At 62.4% G+C, this 21,648-nt stretch carries 26 protein-coding genes; 14 read left to right on the forward strand and 12 right to left on the reverse strand.

What is annotated here, in order from left to right; genetic code table 11:
- Position 1: 1 nt before the first annotated feature.
- The 3 genes from HBH1_RS24350 (at position 2) to HBH1_RS24360 (ending at position 2,813) form a co-directional block, all read left to right on the forward strand.
- Complete coding sequence (locus tag HBH1_RS24350; RefSeq protein WP_102664711.1) at positions 2-349, forward strand: hypothetical protein; 348 nt, start codon at positions 2-4, stop codon at positions 347-349.
- 219 nt (positions 350-568) lie between these two features.
- Positions 569-2,068, forward strand: coding sequence for a sensor domain-containing diguanylate cyclase (locus HBH1_RS24355; RefSeq protein ID WP_102664712.1), 1,500 nt, complete (start codon positions 569-571; stop codon positions 2,066-2,068).
- Positions 2,025-2,813, forward strand: coding sequence for an alpha/beta hydrolase (locus tag HBH1_RS24360; RefSeq protein ID WP_233207698.1), 789 nt, complete (start codon positions 2,025-2,027; stop codon positions 2,811-2,813). Before HBH1_RS24355 ends, HBH1_RS24360 begins: the two co-directional genes overlap by 44 nt.
- Positions 2,814-2,817: 4 nt before the next feature.
- On the opposite strand, the gene HBH1_RS24365 is transcribed toward HBH1_RS24360, so the two are convergent.
- The 8 genes from HBH1_RS24365 to HBH1_RS24400 form a co-directional block, all read right to left on the reverse strand.
- Positions 2,818-3,318 (reverse strand): hypothetical protein, encoded by a 501-nt coding sequence (locus HBH1_RS24365; RefSeq protein ID WP_102664713.1) that lies wholly within the window; start codon positions 3,316-3,318, stop codon positions 2,818-2,820.
- Positions 3,319-3,515: 197 nt separating this feature from the next.
- Positions 3,516-4,376 (reverse strand): CDP-diacylglycerol--serine O-phosphatidyltransferase, encoded by an 861-nt coding sequence (pssA, locus tag HBH1_RS24370; protein WP_006712897.1) that lies wholly within the window; start codon positions 4,374-4,376, stop codon positions 3,516-3,518.
- A 76-nt stretch (positions 4,377-4,452) separates the two neighbouring features.
- Positions 4,453-5,097, reverse strand: coding sequence for a phosphatidylserine decarboxylase (locus HBH1_RS24375; protein WP_102664714.1), 645 nt, complete (start codon positions 5,095-5,097; stop codon positions 4,453-4,455).
- 226 nt (positions 5,098-5,323) lie between these two features.
- The gene (locus HBH1_RS24380; protein WP_006712893.1) at positions 5,324-5,854 is read right to left on the reverse strand and encodes a hypothetical protein; all 531 of its coding nucleotides are present in this window, start codon (positions 5,852-5,854) and stop codon (positions 5,324-5,326) included.
- 89 nt (positions 5,855-5,943) lie between these two features.
- Complete coding sequence (locus HBH1_RS24385; RefSeq protein ID WP_102664715.1) at positions 5,944-6,753, reverse strand: SIMPL domain-containing protein; 810 nt, start codon at positions 6,751-6,753, stop codon at positions 5,944-5,946.
- A gap of 231 nt (positions 6,754-6,984) precedes the next feature.
- Positions 6,985-8,001: a ketol-acid reductoisomerase gene (gene ilvC, locus HBH1_RS24390; RefSeq protein ID WP_006712890.1), complete on the reverse strand. Its 1,017-nt coding sequence runs from the start codon at positions 7,999-8,001 to the stop codon at positions 6,985-6,987.
- A 72-nt stretch (positions 8,002-8,073) separates the two neighbouring features.
- Positions 8,074-8,565 carry an acetolactate synthase small subunit gene (ilvN, locus tag HBH1_RS24395; RefSeq protein ID WP_006712888.1) on the reverse strand — a complete coding sequence of 164 codons (492 nt, stop codon included), beginning with the start codon at positions 8,563-8,565 and terminating at the stop codon, positions 8,074-8,076.
- Positions 8,566-8,567: 2 nt separating this feature from the next.
- Positions 8,568-10,286 carry an acetolactate synthase 3 catalytic subunit gene (locus HBH1_RS24400; protein WP_077238202.1) on the reverse strand — a complete coding sequence of 573 codons (1,719 nt, stop codon included), beginning with the start codon at positions 10,284-10,286 and terminating at the stop codon, positions 8,568-8,570.
- A 556-nt stretch (positions 10,287-10,842) separates the two neighbouring features.
- Here HBH1_RS24400 and HBH1_RS24405 point away from each other — a divergent pair.
- The 5 genes from HBH1_RS24405 (at position 10,843) to HBH1_RS24425 (ending at position 14,547) form a co-directional block, all read left to right on the forward strand.
- Positions 10,843-11,421, forward strand: coding sequence for an RNA polymerase sigma factor (locus HBH1_RS24405; RefSeq protein ID WP_006712884.1), 579 nt, complete (start codon positions 10,843-10,845; stop codon positions 11,419-11,421).
- Positions 11,418-11,825, forward strand: a complete 408-nt coding sequence (locus tag HBH1_RS24410; protein ID WP_102664716.1) for a DUF3619 family protein — start codon at positions 11,418-11,420, stop codon at positions 11,823-11,825. Before HBH1_RS24405 ends, HBH1_RS24410 begins: the two co-directional genes overlap by 4 nt.
- Before the next feature lie 4 nt (positions 11,826-11,829).
- Positions 11,830-12,711 (forward strand): DUF3106 domain-containing protein, encoded by an 882-nt coding sequence (locus HBH1_RS24415; RefSeq protein ID WP_102664717.1) that lies wholly within the window; start codon positions 11,830-11,832, stop codon positions 12,709-12,711.
- Positions 12,712-12,997: 286 nt separating this feature from the next.
- Positions 12,998-13,522, forward strand: a complete 525-nt coding sequence (locus tag HBH1_RS24420; protein ID WP_102664718.1) for an RDD family protein — start codon at positions 12,998-13,000, stop codon at positions 13,520-13,522.
- Between the two features lie 95 nt (positions 13,523-13,617).
- On the forward strand, positions 13,618-14,547 hold the full coding sequence (locus HBH1_RS24425; protein ID WP_102664719.1) for an alpha/beta fold hydrolase: 930 nt from the start codon (positions 13,618-13,620) through the stop codon (positions 14,545-14,547).
- A gap of 130 nt (positions 14,548-14,677) precedes the next feature.
- Here HBH1_RS24425 and HBH1_RS24430 read toward each other — a convergent pair whose 3' ends face one another.
- Positions 14,678-15,025 carry a hypothetical protein gene (locus tag HBH1_RS24430; protein WP_039876428.1) on the reverse strand — a complete coding sequence of 116 codons (348 nt, stop codon included), beginning with the start codon at positions 15,023-15,025 and terminating at the stop codon, positions 14,678-14,680.
- 124 nt (positions 15,026-15,149) lie between these two features.
- Entirely contained in the window at positions 15,150-15,995 is an 846-nt protein-coding gene (locus tag HBH1_RS24435; RefSeq protein WP_102664720.1) for a ferritin-like domain-containing protein, read from the reverse strand.
- Between the two features lie 128 nt (positions 15,996-16,123).
- Between HBH1_RS24435 and HBH1_RS24440 the strand changes: the two genes are divergently transcribed.
- The 4 genes from HBH1_RS24440 (at position 16,124) to HBH1_RS24455 (ending at position 18,268) form a co-directional block, all read left to right on the forward strand.
- Positions 16,124-16,648: a gamma carbonic anhydrase family protein gene (locus HBH1_RS24440; protein WP_006712877.1), complete on the forward strand. Its 525-nt coding sequence runs from the start codon at positions 16,124-16,126 to the stop codon at positions 16,646-16,648.
- A 20-nt stretch (positions 16,649-16,668) separates the two neighbouring features.
- Positions 16,669-17,598: an Hsp33 family molecular chaperone HslO gene (hslO, locus tag HBH1_RS24445; RefSeq protein ID WP_102664721.1), complete on the forward strand. Its 930-nt coding sequence runs from the start codon at positions 16,669-16,671 to the stop codon at positions 17,596-17,598.
- A gap of 98 nt (positions 17,599-17,696) precedes the next feature.
- Positions 17,697-17,933 (forward strand): hypothetical protein, encoded by a 237-nt coding sequence (locus tag HBH1_RS24450; RefSeq protein ID WP_146012898.1) that lies wholly within the window; start codon positions 17,697-17,699, stop codon positions 17,931-17,933.
- Positions 17,934-17,953: 20 nt separating this feature from the next.
- Entirely contained in the window at positions 17,954-18,268 is a 315-nt protein-coding gene (locus HBH1_RS24455) for a type II toxin-antitoxin system RelE/ParE family toxin (RefSeq protein WP_077238209.1), read from the forward strand.
- A 60-nt stretch (positions 18,269-18,328) separates the two neighbouring features.
- Here the strand turns inward: HBH1_RS24455 and HBH1_RS24460 are convergent, their stop codons facing one another.
- Both HBH1_RS24460 and HBH1_RS24465 read right to left on the reverse strand, forming a co-directional pair.
- Positions 18,329-19,051: a pseudouridine synthase gene (locus HBH1_RS24460; RefSeq protein WP_102664723.1), complete on the reverse strand. Its 723-nt coding sequence runs from the start codon at positions 19,049-19,051 to the stop codon at positions 18,329-18,331.
- A 1-nt stretch (position 19,052) separates the two neighbouring features.
- A complete protein-coding gene (locus tag HBH1_RS24465) occupies positions 19,053-19,880 on the reverse strand; it encodes an RNA methyltransferase (RefSeq protein ID WP_102664724.1) in 828 nt (275 codons plus the stop codon).
- A gap of 307 nt (positions 19,881-20,187) precedes the next feature.
- Between HBH1_RS24465 and HBH1_RS24475 the strand changes: the two genes are divergently transcribed.
- A complete protein-coding gene (locus HBH1_RS24475; RefSeq protein ID WP_006712869.1) occupies positions 20,188-20,985 on the forward strand; it encodes an inositol monophosphatase family protein in 798 nt (265 codons plus the stop codon).
- Between the two features lie 99 nt (positions 20,986-21,084).
- Positions 21,085-21,618 carry a VOC family protein gene (locus tag HBH1_RS24480; RefSeq protein WP_102664725.1) on the forward strand — a complete coding sequence of 178 codons (534 nt, stop codon included), beginning with the start codon at positions 21,085-21,087 and terminating at the stop codon, positions 21,616-21,618.
- Positions 21,619-21,648 lie beyond the last annotated feature (30 nt).

The raw sequence follows: 21,648 nt of genomic DNA on the forward strand, positions 1-21,648 counted from the left end.
GATGTTGCCCGCCGCCCAGCCTACGCCCCGGAGACTGCAACTGGGCTGCGGGCAACATCTGCAACTGTGGCTGCCGGCCGGCAGCCAGCTACTGTGCCAGGCGCCGCTGTTGCGCATCACCGAAGCGACGTACTGGCAGCTGGATCGCCTGGTCAGCCGCCAGACCCGTCTGGAGGACGGTGAGTGCCTGGTACTGGAGCGCGAGGGCTGGGTCGGCATCCTGGCGCCGCAAGGCGGCGAATTGCTGTGCCTGGCCACGCCGCAGCCGCCCTGGTACGCCCCCTGGGCCAAGCTCTTGCGACGGCTGGGCGATTGGCGCAACGTGCTGCTCCCGAGCCGGGCGCGCTGACCGCAGAGGTGCGGGCCGAAGTGGCGCAGTGGAGGCGGTGGATGCGGTGGACACGGTGGATTTGAATGATTAACTTTCAATCAACAAAATCACCGTCAAATCCGCAGTTTTCACGGTAATAGCGCAAACAATGGCGTGAATTTACGCAAACGGCGACCGAAGATGTGCAGGAGAGCATGCAAACCATTACACTTCAGCATCAGCAAAAGATGAAGTGTTATGCAGAACGATCAGCCTCCAGCAAGCCCTGCGCCGGCCGCTATCCCGGCGCTTTCCGAAAAAGACACCTTCGACCTGACTCCGGTTTCCTTATGGAAAGAGGATTACAGCGGCCTCAAGCGCCTGTTCGACCAATGGCGCGCCGAGGGTGTCACCGACCTGCGCAGCTACCTGACCCAGGACACGTCGCGGGCGCAGGCCTGCGCCATGCAGATCAAGGTGGTCGACGTCAACCGCCGTACCCTGGAATGGTACGAGGCACGTGACCTGGCACATCTGGTGGCGAACCTGGACAAGGTGTTCCGGGATGACATGATCGACACCTTCATCGACGAAATGGTGCAGCTCTGGAACGGCGGTTCGACCTTCTCCAGCTATACCGTCAACTACACCCTGGGCGGCAGGCGGCTGGATATCCAGCTGTCCGGTCGCATCATGCCGGGGAGCGAAGAGAGCTGGGACTACGTGCTGCTGGCCATCGAGAACGTCACCGAACGCGAAACCGCCCGCAAGAAACTCTCGCGCAGCGAAAACTATGCGCGCGGGCTGTTCGAGTATTCGCCCATTTCGCTGTGGGTGGAGGACTTCAGCGCCGTCAAGCGGCTCTTCGACGACCTGCACCGCATCGGCATCACCGATTTCCGCACCTTCACCGACGTCCACCCCGAATTCGTGGAACGCTGCATGCAGGAAATCCGCGTCATCGACGTCAACCTGCAGACGCTGTCCATGTTCGGCGCGCCGGACAAGGCCACCCTGCTCTCGCGCCTGTCGGACGTGTTCCGCGATGACATGCGGCCGCACTTCAATGAGCAGCTCATCGAGCTGTGGAACGGCAACCTGCTGCACCACCGCGAAGTGGTCAATTACGCGCTCAATGGCGATACGCTGCACGTGCATCTGCAGTTTTCCGTCTTCCCCGGTCACGAAGACAACTGGGATCTGGTGCTGGTGGCGCTGACCGACATCACCGCCCGCAAGAAGGCCGAGGCCTACCTGGAATTCCTGGGCAAGCACGATGAGCTGACCAAGCTGCACAACCGCGCCTACATGGTCGATGAACTGAACCGCCTGGAGCGCAAGGGCCCCTTCCCGGTCAGCGTGATCGTGGCCGACCTGAACGGCCTGAAGGAAGTCAACGACGAGCTCGGCCATGCCACCGGCGACGGTCTGCTGCGCCGGGTGGGCGAAGTGCTGGGCAAGGCGGTCGAACGTCCGGGCAGCGTGGCGCGCACCGGCGGCGACGAATTCGCCATCCTGCTGCCGGCTACCGACGAGCGCGGCTGCCAGTTGCTGATGGACCAGATCCAGAAGCTGGTGGAGATCAACAACCAGTATTACTCCGGCGTGACGCTGAGCCTGTCCATGGGCGCGGCCACCGCCACCCCGGGTGAGCGCCTGGAGCACGTGGTGCAACGTGCCGATGCCTTGATGTATGAAGCCAAACGCCACTTCTATGCCAGCAGCCCCAGCCTGGAACGGCGCCATCCCGGCGACTGAAGCCACCACCGCCACCACCCCAGCCACCCTCCAGCTCGCTGACGGCCTGCGGCAGGAAGAACTGGCCCTGGCCGTCGGCGCCGAAACACTGGCGGCCGACCTCATCCGTGCCGCGGACGGCCAGGCCGTCCATACCCTGGTGCTGCATGGTGCCGGGCAAGGCCACCGGCAGCGCCAGTGGCCGCTACGCCAGACCCTGGCCCGGCTGGGATGCGCCAGCGCGGCCATCGATTTTTCCGGCCACGGCGCCAGCAGCGCCGTGCATCCCAATTCCCTTTCCAAACGGCTGGCTGAAGCCCAGGCGGCGCTGGAGCGCTGCACCGTCGGTCCACGCACTGTGGTGGGCGTGAGCATGAGCGGGGAAATCGCCCTGCGCCTGGCCTCCCGACCCGACAACCAGATCACCCACGTGGTCACGCTGGTGGGTGCCATCTATGATGGCGCGGCCTTTGCCCTGCCCTTCGGACCGGCATTCAGCACAGCCCTGCGCCGCCCCGGCAGTTGGCGCGAGGCCGAGGTACTGGAGATGATCTCGCACTACCGGGGACGCATCACGCTGGTGCGGGCCAGCGAGGATGCCGTGATTCCCGCCGAGGTGGCGGAGCTGGTGCGGCAACACGCCACGGCGGCGGACTGCCGCATCATCGACCTGCCCGGCGTCGATCACCGCATCAGCGAACGCAGCCAGCACGATGCCGCCCTGCGCGAGCAACTGGCCAGGCTGATAGCGGGAGCAAGCGCGTGAGCGCTCAGGCGGTGGTGGAAATGAGACCGCCGACGATGCCCTGATTGATCAGGTCGCCAACGATGGTGCTGGTGAGGCCGGGATCGGACTTGAGCAGCGACGACAGATCGGATGTCAGGCCACCATTGCCACTGAATTGCCCGTTGCCGTCATAGATGCCGGAGGTCGTCGGCGGGGTCGTGATGCTGGCGAGGATGCCCTGGTAATAGGACTGGCTGGCCTGGTTCTGGGTCAGGTCTGGGGAGGTATTGTCGGCCGAACCGGCGCTGACGATGGCATCAAACAGGCCGGCAGCATTGTAGGTCAGGGCATTCTGCCCCTGGCCACTGCCTGCGCCCGCGCCGCCCAGGCTGACGATCACCGAGGCATCGGTCGACAATTCGATGGCCTGCGCCACCGCTGCCGGATTGTCGCTGGCCTTGACCGGATTGCTGGCGCCACTCTCTGCGGGAAGACCGTAGGAGTTCAGACTGCCCAGCGATGTCAGTGTGGTATCGATTGCCATGATCTATTTTCATTCATGTCGCGATTGCGAACTGTGAAGAAATATATAAAGCGCTGAACGCAGTTTAGCAAAAACTTGCCGGATGTGAAGGCGACCGCCAAAAATCGCACTGGCCCGGAAGCAAAACACCCGGCACGGGGCCGGGTGTCTGCGTTGCTGGCATGGCCATGACCATGAAGGGCCATGACCCGGGCGACTCAATGGGGCTCGTCCCCGTGCTCATCCTTGGTCTGCACGATGCTGACCGGGCGGCCCTTGAGACGGCGCCAGAGATAGACGCCATAGCCGGACAGGCCGTACAGCACGAACAGGCCGAACAAGACCTTGGACGGATCGCTGGAAATGAGCACCAGCGCCACCACCACCAGCAGTGCCGCGATGAAGGGCACCGGCTTGCGGAAATTGACGTCCTTGAAGCTGTAGAACGGCACATTGGTCACCATGGTGATGCCGGCGTACAGGGTGATCACCCAGCCATACCAGCTGAGGTCGGTACCGGCAAAGCGCAGGTCATCCATGAGCCAGACGAAACCGGCCACCAGCGCCGCTGCGGCCGGGCTGGGCAAGCCCTGGAAATAGCGCTTGTCGACCACCGCGATATTGGTGTTGAAGCGTGCCAGCCGCAGCGCGCCGCCAGCGCAATAGACGAAGGCCGCCAGCCAGCCCAGCTTGCCCATGCCGCGCAGCGACCATTCATAGACCACCAGCGCCGGCGCGGCACCGAATGAGACCATGTCGGACAGGCTGTCGTACTGGGCGCCGAACTCGCTCTGGGTATTGGTCATGCGGGCGACCCGGCCGTCCAGGCTGTCCAGCACCATGGCCACGAAGATGGCGATGGCGGCATAGTCGAACTTGAGGTTCATCGCCATCACGATGGCGTAGAAACCGCAGAACAGCGCGGCCGTGGTGAAGGCATTGGGCAACAGGTAGATCCCGCGCGACCGGCGCCGCACCACCACCTGCCCGGATTCGTCCAGTTGCGCCGCCTTGGGCTTGCGCAGGGATTTCGGGAAGGGAATGCCGGCCTTGGCCTTGCGTCGTCTTAGTGTTGGCATCGATGTCCAGTAGAGGTTATGCAGAAAACCACCCGCCTCATCCATACGGCGGCGGGTGCAGGCTATGCAGGTGTGATCAGAGTTCGGCCAGAATGGTTTCGGTCGCGGAAACCTTTTCACCCACGCTGACCTTGGGGATAGCGGTCAGCGGCAGGTACACGTCCACCCGCGAGCCGAAGCGGATGAAACCGTAGCGCTGGCCACGGGCCAGGGTGTCACCGGCCTTGACGTAGCAGAGGATGCGGCGGGCGATCAGGCCGGCCACTTGCACGCAGGTCACGCTCTGGCCGCTGGTGGTGGTGATGGCCAGGGCATTGCGTTCGTTTTCCAGCGAAGCCTTGTCGAGGTCGGCATTGACGAACTTGCCGGGGAAGTATTGCACCTTCTCGATCTTGCCATCCACCGGGGAACGGTTGGAGTGGACGTTGAAGACGTTCATGAAGACGCTGATCTTCAGGGCTTCACGGTCGGTATAGGGATCATGGGCACGGGCCACCACCACGATACGGCCATCGGCCGGCGACAGCACCGCATTGGCGGCCTGCGGGATCACGCGCGGCGGATCGCGGAAGAACTGCAGCACGAACAGCGCGATGATCCACAGCGGGAAGGACCAGGCGCCGCAGAAATAGGTGGCCAGCAGTGCCACGACCACGGCGATGGTCAGGAAGGGCCAGCCTTCGCGGGCGATAATGGGGTGGGGATAGTGGTTATTGTTCAATGTTGCTCCAATGATCGCGCAGTGCTCGCGGAAAGTTCAAAAGTAAAAGCGTGCCTATTCTAGTCCAGCGCCCGTTAAATGCAACGAAATGCGCCGCCCGGGGCGCTTGGCGGGCGCTATTTGACGGTCTGGGAGAGGTTTGGCCAATCCGCCCGCGGGGCAGGTCGACTCCGGCGGTGGCTGTCGACCCGGGAGGGGCGGTAGCGGCCGTACAGACGAGCGGCCGCTAGCGGGGCTGGGGATGCGAGAAGCTGAACTTCAGTTCATTGCGCGCCAGACCTTTCGGTCCGGTCAACTGCATCTGGCCGACCAGCACGGTCGCTTCGACGTCGGCATAGTCGAAACCGGTCACCTCGGTGACCTGGCGCAGGTCACCCTGGCTGCGCTGCTGAGGTTCGTCGGCGATGATGCCGGCAGGTTCCTTGCCCAGCGGCGCACAGGCCTTGATGTCATTGACCATGCGCTGGTAGGCGCGCCCCAGATCAGCCGGCGAGGCCAGGCGCCAGACGCAGGAATAGACGGAGGAGTTGCTGGAGATGGTGCAGACCTCGGCTCCATCGAGCATGAAATTGGACAGGTAGACGGGGCCACGTTTGTCGCCCTTGACGACCGAGTCCTGACCATCCTTCTTCCAGCCGTCGAAATGTGAGGGGGCCTGCTGCTGCATGGCCCGCAGGTCGGCACAGATGTCGGCATGGGCGCTACCGGCCAGCAGGACGGCCGCGACGGGAAGGATGAGCTTGGCGATGTTCCGCATGTGGATCCTTAAAACGGAAAGGGAGGCCGATTATAGCCTCCCTCCCCTGTCAGCCCGTGCAGGCTGACAGTTCTTGACACCGGTCCTGCCTACTTGAAACGCACCTTGCCGACCAGACGCATGTTGACGGTGGATTCGCCCGGCTCGAAGCTGGGTTCGGCCACGCTGGCGTTTTCCTGCACCATGTCCGAACGCATCATGGCGGCCTTGGCCATGGGGGCGGCGGCCGGTGCCGCATAGTTGCCCGAGCCTTCGAAGTCGACTGTCTCGATCACGGCATCCGACGGAGCGCGATGCATGGCGTTGGCGATGAAGCCGACGCGCTCTTCCAGGTTGCGATAGGTGGCATTGACCAGGGCCGCATCGAGCTTGCGGGCCGCCGCCGGGCTCAGCCCGAACTGCAGGCCGTTCAGGTTCAACAGGCTCTGTGCCGACGCCACAGTTTTGGGCAGTGCGCTCAGGTTCTCGGTGGTCATCTCCAGGTACTGGCCGACGCGCCAGCCTACCACTGCGCGGGCCTTGGCCGGCTGACGCGGTTGCTGGGGCGTGACCTGGGGCGGCTCGGCATAGACCGCATAGGTGTAGTAGCCGTAGCTCTTGAGCGTGGCTTGCGGGTCCTGGCGCTTCAACAGCTCGATGCCCTGCTTCATCTTCTGGTTCACGCGGGAGGCAGCGGTGGCCTTGTCCTTGTCTTGCTCTTCAACCTGCAGGGTCACGCGGGCCTGGTCATTGGGTACGCTGATCTCGCCATTGGCGGGAACCACTACCATGGTACCGGTGGTGGCGACGGCAGCCGGCATGCTGCCCTGGGCTTGCGCCGGAGTCTGCGCCTGGACCTGCGATGCCAGGCAAGCGGTCGCCAAAGCGGCGCCCAACATCAGTTTGCGGGAAGGTGTCATAGGGGATCCTCTTTATTCTTGGTCGTGGACGGGTGATGATAACTTCATGTTCAAGTCATTCACCCAGCACTTCGACGACTGCCCATCCGCTTGGTTCTTGGGCAAATGCAACAAGCGGTAACGACACGGCCCTTCAGCTCGCGCCCCCGTCATCCACATCGATGTGCAGGGGTGCAGGGGCGAAAAAAAACGCCACGGCGAACCGTGGCGTTTTTCTGCGCAAGTGGCAGATCAGTTCTTGCTTTGATCGACCAGCTTGTTGGCCTTGATCCAGGGCATCATGGCGCGCAGCTTCTCGCCCACGATTTCGATCTGGTGTTCGGCGTTGATGCGACGACGCGACATCAGGGTCGGCGCACCGGCCTTGTTTTCCAGGATGAAGCTCTTGGCGTACTCGCCGGTCTGGATGTCTTCCAGCACCTTCTTCATCGCAGCCTTGCTCTCGGCGTTGATCACGCGCGGGCCGGTCACGTACTCGCCGTATTCGGCGTTGTTGGAGATCGAGTAGTTCATGTTGGCGATGCCGCCTTCATAGATCAGGTCGACGATCAGCTTCAGTTCGTGCAGGCACTCGAAGTAGGCCATTTCCGGCGCGTAGCCGGCTTCCACCAGGGTTTCGAAACCGGCCTTGATCAGTTCCACGGTACCGCCGCACAGCACGGCCTGTTCGCCGAACAGGTCGGTTTCGGTTTCTTCGCGGAAGTTGGTTTCGATGATGCCGGCACGGCCGCCGCCGTTGGCGGTGGCGTACGACAGGGCCAGGTCACGGGCGCTGCCGGACTTGTCCTGGTGCACGGCGATCAGGTGCGGCACGCCGCCACCCTGGCTGTAGGTCGAACGCACGGTGTGGCCAGGGGCCTTGGGGGCGATCATGATGATGTCCAGGTCAGCGCGCGGCACGACTTGGCCATAGTGGATGTTGAAGCCGTGGGCGAAGGCGACGGTGGCGCCTTGCTTGGCGAACGGTGCGACGTTTTCGGCATAGACCTGGCCGATGTTTTCGTCGGGCAGCAGGATCATGATGACGTCGGCGTCCTTGACGGCGTCGTTCACTTCAGCGACCTTCAGGCCGGCCTTCTCGGCCTTGGACCAGGAAGCGCCGCCCTTGCGCAGGCCAACGGTGACCTTCACGCCCGAATCCTTCAGGTTCAGCGCGTGGGCGTGACCTTGCGAACCGTAACCGATGATGGTCACGTTCTTGTTCTTGATCAGGGACAGGTCTGCGTCTTTGTCGTAGAAAACTTTCATGATTTTTCCTATATTCCGAATAGCTCGAATTGAATGTATGTATGTGTGATGGGTACTGCCTGGCGCGGTCGATCAGATCTTCAGGATCCGTTCGCCGCGACCGATGCCGGAGCCGCCGGTACGGACCGTTTCCAGGATCGCAGTGCGGTCCAGGGCGTCGATGAAGGCGTCCAGCTTGCTCTTGGCGCCGGTCAGCTCGATCGTGTAGGTCTTCTCGGTGACATCGATGATGCGGCCACGGAAGATATCCGCAGTACGCTTCATCTCTTCCCGTTCCTTGCCCACTGCGCGCACCTTGATCAGCATCAGTTCGCGCTCGATGTGCGCGCCTTCCGTCAGATCGACGACCTTCACCACCTCGATCAGGCGGTTCAGGTGTTTGGTGATCTGTTCGATCACATCGTCCGAACCGGAGGTCACGATGGTCATGCGTGACAGGGTCGGGTCTTCGGTGGGTGCAACGGTGAGCGTTTCGATGTTGTAGCCGCGTGCGGAGAACAGACCCACGACACGGGACAAAGCGCCGGCTTCGTTTTCCAGCAGCACAGAAATGATATGGCGCATGATTAGAGATCCTCCGAACCCAGCAACATTTCAGTCAAACCCTTGCCCGCCTTGACCATGGGCCAGACGTTCTCGGTTTGATCCGTGATGAAGTTCATGAAGACCAGCCTGTCTTTCATGGCGAAGGCTTCGCGCAGCGCGCCGTCGACATCGCCCGGTTTCTCGATTTTCATGCCGACGTGGCCGTAGGACTCCGCCAGCTTGTTGAAGTCCGGCAGCGAATCCATGTAGGACTCCGAATAGCGGGAACCGTAGTCGATCTGCTGCCACTGGCGCACCATGCCCAGGAAGCGGTTATTCAACAGGATGATCTTGGGGGTCAGGTGATACTGCTTGCAGGTCGCCAGCTCCTGGATGCACATCTGGATCGAGGCTTCGCCGGTGATGCAGGCCACGGTCGCATCGGGGTTGGCCATCTGCACGCCCATGGCGTACGGCAGGCCTACGCCCATGGTGCCCAGGCCACCGGAGTTGATCCAGCGACGCGGCTTGTCGAAGCCGTAGTATTGCGCGGCCCACATCTGGTGCTGGCCGACGTCGGAGGTGATGAAGGCGTCACCCTTGGTCACTTCCCACACCTTCTGCACCACGGATTGCGGCTTGATGAATTCGTCCGAGGTAGCGAACTTGAGGCAATCACGCTTGCGCCACTCGTTGATCTGCTTCCACCAGTTGTCCAGCGCCGCGCCGTTCTGGCGGGTCTCGGCGGCATCCAGCTGGGCCAGCATTTCCTGCAGCACGTCCTTGACGTTGCCCACGATGGGGATGTCGACCTTGACGCGCTTGGAAATCGACGACGGGTCGATATCGATATGAATGATCTTGCGGGCGTTCGAGGCGAAGTGCTTCGGATTGCCGATCACGCGATCGTCGAAACGGGCACCGATGGCGATGAGCACGTCGCAGTGCTGCATGGCCATGTTGGCTTCATAGGTGCCGTGCATGCCGGGCATGCCCACGAACTTGTCGCTGGACGAACGATAGGCGCCCAGGCCCATCAGGGTGTTGGTACAGGGATAGCCCAGGCGATCGACCAGCTTGTTCAACTCGGGCGAGGCATTGGCCAGGATGATGCCGCCACCGGTGTAGATCATCGGACGCTCGGCCGACAGCAGCAGCTGCAGTGCCTTGCGGATCTGGCCCGAGTGGCCCTTGTCGACCGGCTTGTAGGAACGCATTTCCACCGCCTTCGGATACTCGTAGGCGCAGGTATGCATGGTGATGTCCTTCGGGATATCGACCAGCACGGGGCCGGGACGGCCGGTGGTGGCGATATAGAAGGCCTTCTTGACGGTTTCCGCCAGGTCCTTCACATCCTTCACGAGGAAGTTGTGCTTCACGCAGGGGCGGGTAATACCGACAGTGTCGCACTCCTGGAACGCGTCCTGACCGATGGCGGTCGACGGCACCTGGCCGGAGATCACCACCATGGGGATGGAGTCCATGTAGGCCGTGGCCAGGCCGGTGACGGCATTGGTCACACCGGGGCCGGAGGTGACGATGGCCACGCCGACCCGTTGCGAGCTGCGCGAATACGCGTCCGCAGCGTGCACGGCAGCCTGTTCGTGACGAACCAGGATGTGCTGGAATTTGTCTTGCTTGAAGATTGCGTCGTAGATATAGAGGACGGCGCCACCAGGGTAGCCGAAGACGTGTTCAACACCCTCTTCAGCCAGGCAACGGACGAGTATATCCGCGCCGGTGAGTTGCTCAGCACTCATGCTGCTTCCTTTCAAGGTCCATTGGAAATTGATCGGATGTTCTCTCCTGACGGAATCGCATTCGTCGTCTTGCCGGCAGCATCCCTTTATTGTGCGGTCACGCCGTTTCTGCGCTCCAACCGTAGTGGAGTTTGAAACGCCGCTCAACGCGACTCGTTCAGCCTTGGTACAAGTTCGACTCTTACTGATTCCTCGCGCTTGTGGCACGGGTTAGAACAAACAAGCTTTAAACCTATAAAGCATTTCCTGCACCGGCACGACCTTATGTGAAGCACCGGCAAGGAACAAAAACGCCCCAGATGTGGGAGGCGGGAAACAGGACAGTAATGCGTTGCATCATTTTGGTCAAGCTAATTCAGGTGGAATGGCGGCGAAATGATCGCCTGCACTCGCGTTTGTGGCGCCGCCCGGGGATAAACTTCAGGACAAAGACAGCCAACTTTGCTAGCATTCGGTCTGCTTTTTGACGATTTCTTGCATTTTTCGCATTTCGGCTGGCCAGACATGAACATCTTTGCCCGTGTTGGCCGGCAACCCATCCGGCACACCGTATTGCATGGCAACTGACAAAGAACTCTCCGATTTTCTTGAAAGTGTCGAACGCCGCGCCTTCAAACAGGCGGTGTATGCCGTGCGCAAGGACGAAGCCGCGTTGGACATCGTTCAGGATGCGATGATCAAGCTGGCCGAGAAATACGGCGACAAACCGGTCGGCGAATTGCCGATGCTGTTCCAGCGCATCCTGCAAAACACCATCCATGACTTCTTCCGCCGCGAAAAGGTGCGCAACACCTGGGTGAGCCTGTTCTCCAGCTTTGGCGGCAACCACAGCGATGGCGACGGCCCGGACGACTTCGACGTCCTGGAAAGCCTGGAATCGGAAGACGGCTCCGAAGCCGCCGAATCCAGCGCCGACAAGGTCGAGCGCGAGCAGACCCTGAACCTGATCGATGCCGAAATACAAAAGCTGCCTACGCGTCAACGGGAAGCATTCCTGATGCGTTATTGGCAGGACATGGACGTGGCGGAAACGGCCGCCGCCATGGGTTGCTCCGAAGGTAGCGTCAAAACCCATTGCTCCCGCGCAACGCACGCGCTGGCTCAAGCCCTAAGAGCCAAAGGAATCTCATTATGAAGAACAAGGAAATGCAATTCGCCTACAAGGTGAAGCTGGCGCTTGACGCCAATCTGGACAACCTGTCCGACGACACCCTGCAAAGCCTGGCCGCTGCCCGCCGGGTCGCGCTGGCACGCAAGAAACACACGCCCATGACCGTGCGCGTGGAACAGCCCTTGCTGGCCGGCGCCTTCGGCGGCGGCATGCTGCATCAGGAAAGCCCGTCCTGGTGGAACCGCCTGGGAGTGGCCGCGCCGCTGCTGGTGGGCATCATCCTCTTTGCCGGCATCTATCAGCACGAGAACGCCAAGCGCGTCTCCTACCTGGCCGACATCGATGCGGCCGTGCTCTCCGACGAGCTGCCGCTGTCGGCTTACCTGGACCATGGTTTCAACGCCTTCCTGGCAGAAAAGGGACAATAGAACGATGCGCAAGACCACCGGCACTCCCGTCAACGCCTACGCCCGCCTTTCGCGCATCGCGCTGGCGCTGGCCGTGCTGGCCGGTGGATTGAGCTGCGCCTGGACCGTGGCGCAGAACACGCAGACCGTCGCACCCGCCGCCGCCCCGGCATCGCCACCTGCAGCCAGCCCGGCCAACGCTGGCAGCGCAGCAGCACCGACAGCACCGGCTGCAGCTGCAGCAGCTGCTAGCACGGCAGGCGCCTCCCATCCCGCCAAGTCCGCCACCAAGACCGCCGCCCGCAAGCCCGAGAGCAAGCTGGCCTGGGCCAATCTCTCGCAAGCCCAGCACGAAGCACTGGAACCGCTGACCGGCGAGTGGCCGCGCATGAGCGAGCTGCAGAAGGAAAAATGGCTGGAGATCGGCAAGCGTTACGCCAAAATGAAGCCGGAAGAGCAACAGCGCCTGCATGAACGCATGCGCGACTGGGTCAAGCTGACCCCGGCACAGCGCAGCGCCGCCCGCACCAACTACGCCCGTGCCAAGAAGCTCGATGCGGAAGAAAAGCACGAGCAGTGGACCAAGTACCAGCAATTGTCCGAAGAGCAGAAAAAGAAGCTCGCCGAAGCCAAGCTGCCGCGCCGCGTTGCCAAGCTTCCGACCACGCCGTCGGCCGCTGCGCCCACCATCCAGCTCCCAGCCGAGGCGCTGGATCGGCCGCTGCCTGTCGTCCCGGCCCCAAGCCCGGCCGCAGCACCTGCTCCGGCCTTGGTGCCAGGCTCGCAAGCCGCGCCGGTACCGGCCCTGACACCCACTGCAGCGGCTCCGACCACGGTAGCCATCAGTGCCGCAGCGACCTCGCCAGCCGTGACGGCTGCAACGAACACGACGGCTGACAGCAAGTAAGCCCGCCATTCTGCCTGGTCCGATCATCCGGACAAGTTCGCGCCGTTCTGTCGCCCCCCCTGCTCCCTCGGTCCTCCCACCGCTTCCGCGCTCGACGCAAGTCGCTACTCCCCCACCTTTCCCACCTTGCGCTGGCTCAAGTCAGCGCATAGGCAAGCCGGCCCGATTGCTTTACCATCTGCGGGCCGCGCCAGCGGCATGCATGCCCGCGATCTGGAGAGTGGCCGAACCCCATCACCACCCCTCCCTGCGGCCACCACACCAAAACCAGGACCGAACCAGGACCATGACGGATTTCACCACGCCCTCCCTGCGCCGCCGCCTCAGCAGCATGCTGTATGAATCGATGCTGCTGTTCGGCGTGCTGTTCATGTCCGGCTGGCTGTTCTCCACCCTGCTGCAACAGCGCCACGCACTCTACCTGCGCCACGCTCTCGAAGCCTGGCTGTTCCTGGTGCTGGCGGTCTATTTCATCTGGTTCTGGACCCACGGCGGGCAGACCCTGGCGATGAAGACCTGGCGCTTCAGGGTGGTCGATCGCCAGGGGCAGCCGGTCGGGCTGTGGCGCGCGACGCTGCGTTTCCTGCTGGCCTGGCTGTGGATATTGCCGGGGCTGGCACTGGCCTCGCTGGCACGCGGACAACACTGGCTGCTGGTCCTGATCCCGGCGGCCAACCTGCTTCTCTGGGCGCTGACCAGCAGGGTTGATCGGCAAGGCCAGTTCCTGCACGACCGCCTCGCCGGCACACGCCTGGTCGACATCACCCCACCGCTGAAAGCGCCCCTGCAGCAAGCCGACGCCAAGTCATGAAGCGGACATGAGCGCAGCGTGGCGCTCTGTTATGCTCTCGGGCGACCGCATGCGCCTGCATGCCCGCCCACCCGATCGCCCGGACGCCAGCCCGCATGATTTCACGCATCTCCAGAACCCTGCTCCTCATCCAGTTCGGCATTGCGATCCTGTTCTACCTCCTGCTGCGGCATTTCGAGTGGCCTATCGTGCCAGCCGCCCTGGGCGGCCTCCTCATCGTCCTGCTGCTGCGCGCGCAGATCACCGCCAACAGCTTCTTCCTGACCTGGCCGTATCGCGGCCGCACCTCCAACCCGGTGGAAATCAGCTGGCTGCAGGTCGGCACCCTGTTCCTGCGGGAGTTCCGCGCGACCATGCTGTGCTCCTCCTGGGCCATGCCCTTCCTGCGTTTCGACCAGTTCAGCTATCCCGATACGACCTCGCTGCCGGTCCTGCTGATCCACGGCTATGGCTGCAACAGCGGCTACTGGCGCTGGATGAGCCTGGCGCTGCGCCAGGCCCACATCACCCACTATGCACTGGACATGGAGCCGGTCTTCGGCAGCATCGACGAGTACGCGCCGCTGGTGCATGCCGCCGTGCAACGCGTGCTGGCCGAGACCGGCCAGAAGAAGATCGTCATCGTCGCCCACAGCATGGGTGGACTGGCCGCCCGCGCCTACCTGCGCGACCACGGCTGCGACCGCGTGGCCCGCGTGATCACCCTGGGCTCGCCCCACCATGGCACGGCCATCGCCAACTTCGGCATCGGCATCAATTGCGGGGAAATGAACTGGCTGGGCCGCTACGAAGAAGGCCGCAGCAGCGAATGGCTGCAAAAGCTCGCCGCCACCGAAGAAGCGGACGCCCTGTCGCACATCGTCTCGATCTACTCCCATCACGACAACATCATCTCGCCGCAGAGTTCAGCTCACCTGGATGGGGCCTGGAATATCCCGGTCATCGGCATCGGCCACGTCGCACTGGCGCTGGAGCCCTCCATCCAGAAGATGGTGATCGACCTGATCCACAACGCCCGTGAATAGCATCTGAAAAGGGCCGCCAAAAAGCACAATGCCGTCCAGCACTGGCGGGACGGCATCGGGATGGCCACCGGGCAACGACCGGTAGTCTGATAGTGCGCAAGAGGACGTGACTGCTTCTTCTTGCTTCTTCTTATTTCTTGGTTGCGTCCTGCAGCTTCTGACCGGCCTGCTCCATCTTTTCGCCGGTCTTCTGCGCCAGGTCCTTGGCGCCTTCCTTGGTCTTTTCGTAGGCTTCCTTGGCCTCGACCTTGGCCTGATCCAGGGCGCCATCGAGCTTGGAACCGGACTCGCTGGTCTGGTCCTTGGCCTGACCGGTCACCTCGTCAAGCTTCTTGCCGGCGTCCTGCACGGCGCCATCGATCTTCTTGCCCAGGGCCTCGGCCGGACCCGGCTCTTCCTTCTTCTGGCAGGCCGCCAGCAGGGAAATGGCGGCAACGCTCACGACCACGCCGGCCAACAGTTTGGACATCTTGTTCATGTTGTCATCCTTTTCATTCATATAATCGATTCCAAAAGGTCGGAATTCGGGGAAGACGATAGCACAACAGCAAGCCCCGGCCCGTTGTCGCGAAAATTGCTTACATTTCTTGCAAATCCGTCGATCATCGCGAAAGATCGGTGAACATCAGCATTTCCTCGTCCGAAAAGCCGGCCGCCCGCCTGGCCTCCAGATTGAACGGCCCGCGCAGGGGTGGCGCCTTGTGGCGCAGACACAACTGCGCGAAGGTAGCCACCGGGTCCAGCTGGCGCTGCTCGCACAACCAGTTGAACCAGCGATTGCCAATCAGCACATGGCCCACCTCGTCGCGCATGATGATGTCCAGGATCTCCGCCGCCGCCAGGTCGCCGGCCTGCGCCAGCTTGGCACGTACCGGCGGTGCCGCGTCCAGCCCGCGCGCTTCCAGCGTACGCGGCACCAGCGCGATGCGCGCCAGGACATCGCCCTTGGTCGATTCCGCCATGTCCCACAAGGCATTGTGGGCAGTGAAATCACCATAGGCATAGCCAAGAGTCTTCAGATGGTCGGCCAGCAAACTGAAGTGATAGGCCTCTTCATCGGCGACCTGCATCCAGTCTGCGTAGAAATCACGAGGCATGCCGGGAAAGCGCCAGACCGCGTCCAGCGCCAGGTTGATGGCATTGAACTCGATATGCGCCAGGGCATGGATCAGCGCCGCCCGGCCCTCGGGCGTACCCATGGAACGATGCTTCACCTCCAGCGGCGATACCAGTTCCGGCCGCGCCGGACGGCCCGGGATCCCGCTGCCCTCGTCCAGCGCTGCCAGATCCTCCTGCTCCAGGGGCAGTTCGCCCGCCGACCACGCGGCCCGCAGGCTGCGCACTGCGCCGCACTTCATATCCGGACGAGTTTCCTTCAGGCAAGACAGGGCGGCACGACGCAGGCCGGTGAATGAAAAGACTTCATCTGGGGAAGAGGACTGATCCAAGGAACTGACTTTCAGGGAAGGTAAAATACGCGGTTGAGGACGCCGGACTTGTCTCCATATGAAGACAAGTTCACCGCAAGGCAAGGCACCACATACCGACCAGCAGGTAACGAGGAGACAATTTTATTATGGCGATCTACCAATTGGAGCAGGACACCCCCGAAATCCACGATACCGCCTACGTGGCGGAATCATCCACCGTGGTGGGGAAGGTGAAGATGGAGGCGCATTCCAGCGTCTGGTTCAACGTGGCCATCCGTGGCGACAATGAGCTCATCACCATCGGCGAGAACAGCAATGTGCAGGAAGGGGCCGTACTGCATACCGATGTGGGGTATCCGATGGTGATCGGCAAGAATGTCACCATCGGCCATCAGGCCATGCTGCACGGCTGCACCATCGGCGAAGGCGCGCTGATCGGCATCCAGGCGGTGGTGCTCAATGGCGCCAGGATCGGCAAGAACTGCCTGGTCGGCGCTGGCGCGCTGGTGACCGAGGGCAAGGAGTTCCCCGACAACTCGCTGATCATCGGCACCCCCGCCAAGGCGGTTCGCCAGTTGAGTGAAGAAGATATCGCGCGCATGCACGCCGGCACGGACAGCTATGTCCAGCGCGCGCAACAGTTCAAGGCCAAGCTCAAGCGCATCGCCTGAGCCGCCAAGCAAAGGAAACAATGAAAGACACGCTGCAAAAATTCCTGGTCGACAACGCCCCCGTGCGGGGCGAGCTGGTCGAAATCTCCGACACCTGGCGCCAGGTCCAGGCCCGCCGCGACTATCCGGTCGCGGTACGTACGCTGCTGGGCGAGATGCTGGCGGCGTCCGCCCTGCTCTCGGCCAACCTGAAGTTCAATGGCATGATCGTCATGCAGATTCACGGCGATGGCCCCGTCAAGCTGCTGGTGGTGGAGTGCGACTCCGAACTGCAGCTGCGCGCCACCGCCAAGCTGGCTGACGACACCGAGATCGCCGACGACGCCACCCTGACCGACCTGGTCAATGCCAATGGGGATGGCCGCTTCGTCATCACCCTCGATCCCAAGGACAAGCTGCCGGGTCAGCAGGCCTACCAGGGCGTGGTGCCACTGGATGGCGACAGCGTGGCTACCGTGATCGAAAACTACATGCTGCGTTCCGAGCAACTGGACACCAAGCTCTGGCTGGCCGCCGACGAACACGTCTCACGCGGCCTGCTGCTGCAGAAGCTGCCCACCATCGGCGGCACCGCCGCCCCCACCGCCAAGCCTGAAGGCGAGCTGGAAGCCTGGAACCACATGGTCATGCTGGGCGACACCTTGCGGCGCGAGGAATTGCTCTCCACCGACATCGCCACGCTGATGCACCGCCTGTTCTGGGAACAGAACATCCGTGTCTTCGACCCGGTACATCCGCAATTCCACTGCTCCTGCTCGCGCGAGAAGGTCGGCAACATGCTGAAGATGCTAGGCCAGGAGGAAATCGCCGAAGCACTGACGCAGATGGAGAAGCTGGCCATCGACTGCGACTTCTGCGGGCAGCACTATGAGTTCGATGCGGTGGATTGCGCGCAACTGTTCGTGGCTGATGTAAGTGGTGCTAGCGAGGCGGGAGAGGTTCGCCATTAAAGAGGCAGGCTACCCGGGAAAGGGCCGAATTTATTCGGGAATGTCCAGCAAATCGGCACGGGTAGCCACTTCAGCTAGCCGGCGCGGCACTGTCGCTGATGGAACGCGCTTATAATCGCCAGATGCCTTCCCCTATCCGCCCTTTCCCTGAATATTCTCGTCTGGCCCGCGACCGCGCCCCGGAGGCGACGGGTCCTCAAGACGAGAATGAACAGCGCTTGCAGGCCTTGATCCATGAAGGCCTTGAAGCCGGCCCCGCGATCAATGTCGGTATCGACGAGCTCGCGGATCAGCTTCGCGCTCGTATCCACGCACGCCCCGCCAAAGCTCGTTGACGACTCGCTGACGATTTCGCGTGCGCATCAGCCTGACTCTAAGTCCCGTCGCGAAACGCGACATTCTGGATATCTCCGACTATTACGCTGACGTTTCCCTCGCCTTGGCGGAACGCTTTGTCGAAGAACTTCAACGCAGCCTGCATGGCCTCACGCAGCACCCCGACAAGGGCTCCCGACGATACGCACACCTCTTGCCAGATCGCTCGCTGCGCACGTGGCCGCTCGATCGCTTCCCCTATCTGCTGTTCTATCGTTCACACGATGAAACACTCAAGCTGCTGCGGGTACTGCATGAAAGGCGAGCGCTCACCCGCAAGCTGATGAAGCATTAGGGCCCTAGACGTAACCCCATCCGTTTGGCAAGGCCTGCCGGAAGCAAACGCCGAACGGGATCACTCCTGATCCGGCACCAGCAGCGCCATCTGCTGCGCATCCAGGTAAGTCCACTCCCCCTCCTCCAGCCCCAGCGCCTCCAGTTGCAAGCCACCGATGGCGACCCGGGACAGGGCGCTGCAATGATTGCCGGCGGCAGCCAGCATGCGCTTGACCTGATGGTATTTGCCCTGCTCCAGCACGATCTCCAGCAGGTGTTCGCCCAGTTGGCGGCAGCGGGTGGCGGCCAGTGGCGCCGGTTCGTCGTGCAGTTGCACGCCCGCCTTCAGTTGGTCGATCAGCGCCTGGGTCACCGGCTCGGCGGTGGTGGCCGCATACACCTTGGGGACGTGGCGCTTGGGCGAGGATTGGGCGTGGATGAAGGCGCCGTCGTCGGACATCAGCAACAGCCCGGTGGTATCGTGATCCAGCCGCCCCACCGGTTGCACATCGCGCCAGGTGAACTGCTCCGGCAGCAAGGTCAGCACACCCGGATGATGGCTGGGCTTGCGCGAGCACTCGATGTTGGGCGGCTTGTTGATGGCGATGTAGACGTGCTCGCGGTATTCCCACTCTTCCTCGAAGATGGTCAGTACCAGCCCGGTGGGTTCGGGCGTGGCCCGGTAATCGTCCACCACTTCACCACCGATCGAGACTTCACCATCCTCGATCAATTCACGACAATACTTGCGCGAACCGAAACCCTGCGATTGCAGGATGCGGTCCAGGGTCAGCTTGGCCATGTCAGCCTTCTCCTTGTTCGTTCTGTCCGGACTTGCCGGCCTTGGCCTGCTTGGGCTCCAGGATCTGGCGGGCGATGCCGCGCAGGATGTTGACCTCTTCGGCCTCCAGCTGGGCGCGCGAAAACATGCGCTTCAAGCGCGGCATCAGTTTCTTGGGATTGTCGGGATTGAGGAAATCGATGGACACCAGGGCCTGCTCCAGGTGGGCAAACATGCCCTCGATCTCGGCCACGCTGGCACTCTGGCCATGGAACCCGACCTCGCCCGGCGCGCGTGCATCGCCGCTGGTCTGCATCGGCCCGCCCTGCACTTCCAGCTCCGTCATGCGGCACTCGTAGGCCAGCACCTGCACCGCCTGCGCCAGGTTCAGCGAGGAATAGTCGGGATTGGCCGGGATGTTCAACAACGCCTGGCACTTCTGCACCACCTCGTTGGGCAGGCCAAAGCGCTCGTTGCCGAACAGCAGCGCGGCATTGAGCCCGGTATCGCGTGACAGCTGGCCGGCCAGCTCGCGGGGGGAGACCACCGGCGGCGAAAACTCGCGCAACCGGGCGCTGACGGCGGCGGCGAAGTTGCAGCCTTGCAACGCTTCTTCCACGCTGCCGACGATGCGTGCATTTTGCAACACATCCAGGGCGCCACTGGCGAAGGCAATGGCTTCATCTTCCTTGACCGCGTCCGGAAAGCGTGGATTGACCAGCACCAGCTCCGAAAAGCCCATGGTCTTGATGGCCCGCGCGGCCGAGCCGATATTGCCCGGACTGCTGGTATTGACCAGAACGAAACGCAAACGGCTGAAAAGAGATTGTCCTGACACTTGCTTGTTCATTTAAAATAGCGGGATTCGCGCCCCAGGATAGGATATTGGCAAAACGTCAATATTGCAGCAACAGATCAAACCCAGGTTGGCTCAGGTTGATCGATTTGCGCCCCGGACTGCATGGCAAACCCGCAAGCATAACAGCCGCGGGTGGCGCAACGCTCATTAATTTCATCGTCGCACTGGTTTGACTGCCGGGTTTCGCCTGGCCAGCTGTTCCGCAAGCTTGACGCGGGAGGCCGGCCCGTCGGCCATGGCGACGATGAGCAACGCAGCCATCGTCAACGATGGCCGCAATTTTAACGGAACCATCGGAATGATCATCCCACCCATGCTCAACACGGCGATCAAGGCAGCTCGCCGCGCCGCCACCATCATCAACCGTGCGTCCTTCGACGTGTCGCTGCTGAAAGTCTCCAAGAAGTCGCACAACGACTTCGTCACCGAAGTGGACAAGGCCGCCGAGGATGCCATCATCGACGTGCTCAAGAACGCCTACCCCGACCACGCCATCCTGGCCGAAGAGTCCGGTGCTTCCGACAACCTGCATGATGAAAACGAAAACGTCTGGATCATCGATCCGCTGGACGGCACCACCAACTTCATCCACGGCTTCCCGCAATACTGCGTCTCGATCGCCCTGCAACAGCGCGGCATCATCACCCAGGCGGTAGTCTACGACCCCACCCGCAACGACCTGTTCACCGCCTCCAAGGGCGCGGGCGCCTACCTGAACGAAAAGCGCATCCGCGTGGGCAAGCGCGACAAGATCGCCGACGCCCTGATCGGCACCGGCTTCCCCTTCCGCGACCTGGACGGCCTGAACGAATACGTCACCATGTTCAAGGTCATGACCGAGCACAGCGCCGGCCTGCGCCGCCCGGGCGCTGCCGCCCTGGACCTGGCCTATGTCGCCGCCGGCCGCCTGGACGGTTTCTTCGAGAAGGGCCTGAAGCCCTGGGACATCGCCGCCGGCTCCCTGCTGGTGACCGAAGCGGGCGGTATCGTGGGCACCTTCAAGGGTGACTCCGACTACCTCTACAAGGGCGACGTCATCGCCGGCAGCCCGAAGATCTTCGCGCAACAGGTCAACCTGCTGTCCGAATTTGCCTGATCCTTCACTTTTGCTTAAGCTCGTCTCGTGATCACACCCCGGTAGCCGCACTGGCATTGCTGCTATAGTGCCGCTACCGGCGATGACCGAGGAGACGACATGACCACCCCGCCTGACGCAGCCACGCTGCCCCAGTCCAGTCCTTCCGCCTGCGCCTTGCCGGCGGGCTACCACAGCGTCACTCCCTACCTGATCGTGCAGGCTTCCTCCGAGGCCATCGCTTTCTACGGCCGTGCCTTCGGCGCCGTGGAAGTCATGCGCCTGGACGGTCCCCACGGCAAGGTCTGGCACGCCGAAATCCAGATCGGCGATGCCCGCGTGATGCTGGCCGACGAACATCCCGAACTGGGCTTCCTGAGCCCGCAGACGCTGGGCGGCGCAGGCGTAAGCCTGCTGGTCTACGTGGCCGACGTCGATGCCGTCTTCAGCCAGGCGATGGCCGCCGGCGCCGTGCAATTGCGACCGGTGCAGAACCAGTTCTACGGCGACCGCTCCGGCACCCTGCGTGATCCCTTCGGCCACGTCTGGTCGATTGCCACCCACATCGAAGACCTCAGCAACGAAGAAATCTGCGCGCGCTCGCGCGAACTGCTGGCGCGCCGCTGCAAGAAGCTGGTCGATCACAACAACTGAACCCTGCCGCCCATCCCCACCATCCCCACC

Source organism: Herbaspirillum sp. BH-1, assembly GCF_002870055.1.
Taxonomy (GTDB): domain Bacteria; phylum Pseudomonadota; class Gammaproteobacteria; order Burkholderiales; family Burkholderiaceae_D; genus Herbaspirillum; species Herbaspirillum frisingense.

Bases quoted from the DNA above. Each gene is read 5' to 3' on its own strand.
- ilvN (WP_006712888.1), bottom strand. From the start codon at position 8,565: ATGCGCCATATCATTTCTGTGCTGCTGGAAAACGAAGCCGGCGCTTTG.
- HBH1_RS24450 (WP_146012898.1), top strand. From the start codon at position 17,697: ATGGAACGCGCTTATAATCGCCAGATGCCTTCCCCTATCCGCCCTTTC.
- HBH1_RS24415 (WP_102664717.1), top strand. From the start codon at position 11,830: ATGCGCAAGACCACCGGCACTCCCGTCAACGCCTACGCCCGCCTTTCG.
- HBH1_RS24460 (WP_102664723.1), bottom strand. From the start codon at position 19,051: ATGGCCAAGCTGACCCTGGACCGCATCCTGCAATCGCAGGGTTTCGGT.
- HBH1_RS24420 (WP_102664718.1), top strand. From the start codon at position 12,998: ATGACGGATTTCACCACGCCCTCCCTGCGCCGCCGCCTCAGCAGCATG.
- HBH1_RS24410 (WP_102664716.1), top strand. From the start codon at position 11,418: ATGAAGAACAAGGAAATGCAATTCGCCTACAAGGTGAAGCTGGCGCTT.
- HBH1_RS24475 (WP_006712869.1), top strand. From the start codon at position 20,188: ATGATCATCCCACCCATGCTCAACACGGCGATCAAGGCAGCTCGCCGC.
- HBH1_RS24465 (WP_102664724.1), bottom strand. From the start codon at position 19,880: ATGAACAAGCAAGTGTCAGGACAATCTCTTTTCAGCCGTTTGCGTTTC.
- HBH1_RS24400 (WP_077238202.1), bottom strand. From the start codon at position 10,286: ATGAGTGCTGAGCAACTCACCGGCGCGGATATACTCGTCCGTTGCCTG.
- HBH1_RS24380 (WP_006712893.1), bottom strand. From the start codon at position 5,854: ATGCGGAACATCGCCAAGCTCATCCTTCCCGTCGCGGCCGTCCTGCTG.
- HBH1_RS24360 (WP_233207698.1), top strand. From the start codon at position 2,025: ATGCCAGCAGCCCCAGCCTGGAACGGCGCCATCCCGGCGACTGAAGCC.
- HBH1_RS24350 (WP_102664711.1), top strand. From the start codon at position 2: ATGTTGCCCGCCGCCCAGCCTACGCCCCGGAGACTGCAACTGGGCTGC.
- HBH1_RS24355 (WP_102664712.1), top strand. From the start codon at position 569: ATGCAGAACGATCAGCCTCCAGCAAGCCCTGCGCCGGCCGCTATCCCG.
- HBH1_RS24365 (WP_102664713.1), bottom strand. From the start codon at position 3,318: ATGGCAATCGATACCACACTGACATCGCTGGGCAGTCTGAACTCCTAC.
- HBH1_RS24405 (WP_006712884.1), top strand. From the start codon at position 10,843: ATGGCAACTGACAAAGAACTCTCCGATTTTCTTGAAAGTGTCGAACGC.
- pssA (WP_006712897.1), bottom strand. From the start codon at position 4,376: ATGCCAACACTAAGACGACGCAAGGCCAAGGCCGGCATTCCCTTCCCG.
- HBH1_RS24430 (WP_039876428.1), bottom strand. From the start codon at position 15,025: ATGAACAAGATGTCCAAACTGTTGGCCGGCGTGGTCGTGAGCGTTGCC.
- HBH1_RS24425 (WP_102664719.1), top strand. From the start codon at position 13,618: ATGATTTCACGCATCTCCAGAACCCTGCTCCTCATCCAGTTCGGCATT.
- ilvC (WP_006712890.1), bottom strand. From the start codon at position 8,001: ATGAAAGTTTTCTACGACAAAGACGCAGACCTGTCCCTGATCAAGAAC.
- HBH1_RS24385 (WP_102664715.1), bottom strand. From the start codon at position 6,753: ATGACACCTTCCCGCAAACTGATGTTGGGCGCCGCTTTGGCGACCGCT.
- HBH1_RS24480 (WP_102664725.1), top strand. From the start codon at position 21,085: ATGACCACCCCGCCTGACGCAGCCACGCTGCCCCAGTCCAGTCCTTCC.
- hslO (WP_102664721.1), top strand. From the start codon at position 16,669: ATGAAAGACACGCTGCAAAAATTCCTGGTCGACAACGCCCCCGTGCGG.
- HBH1_RS24440 (WP_006712877.1), top strand. From the start codon at position 16,124: ATGGCGATCTACCAATTGGAGCAGGACACCCCCGAAATCCACGATACC.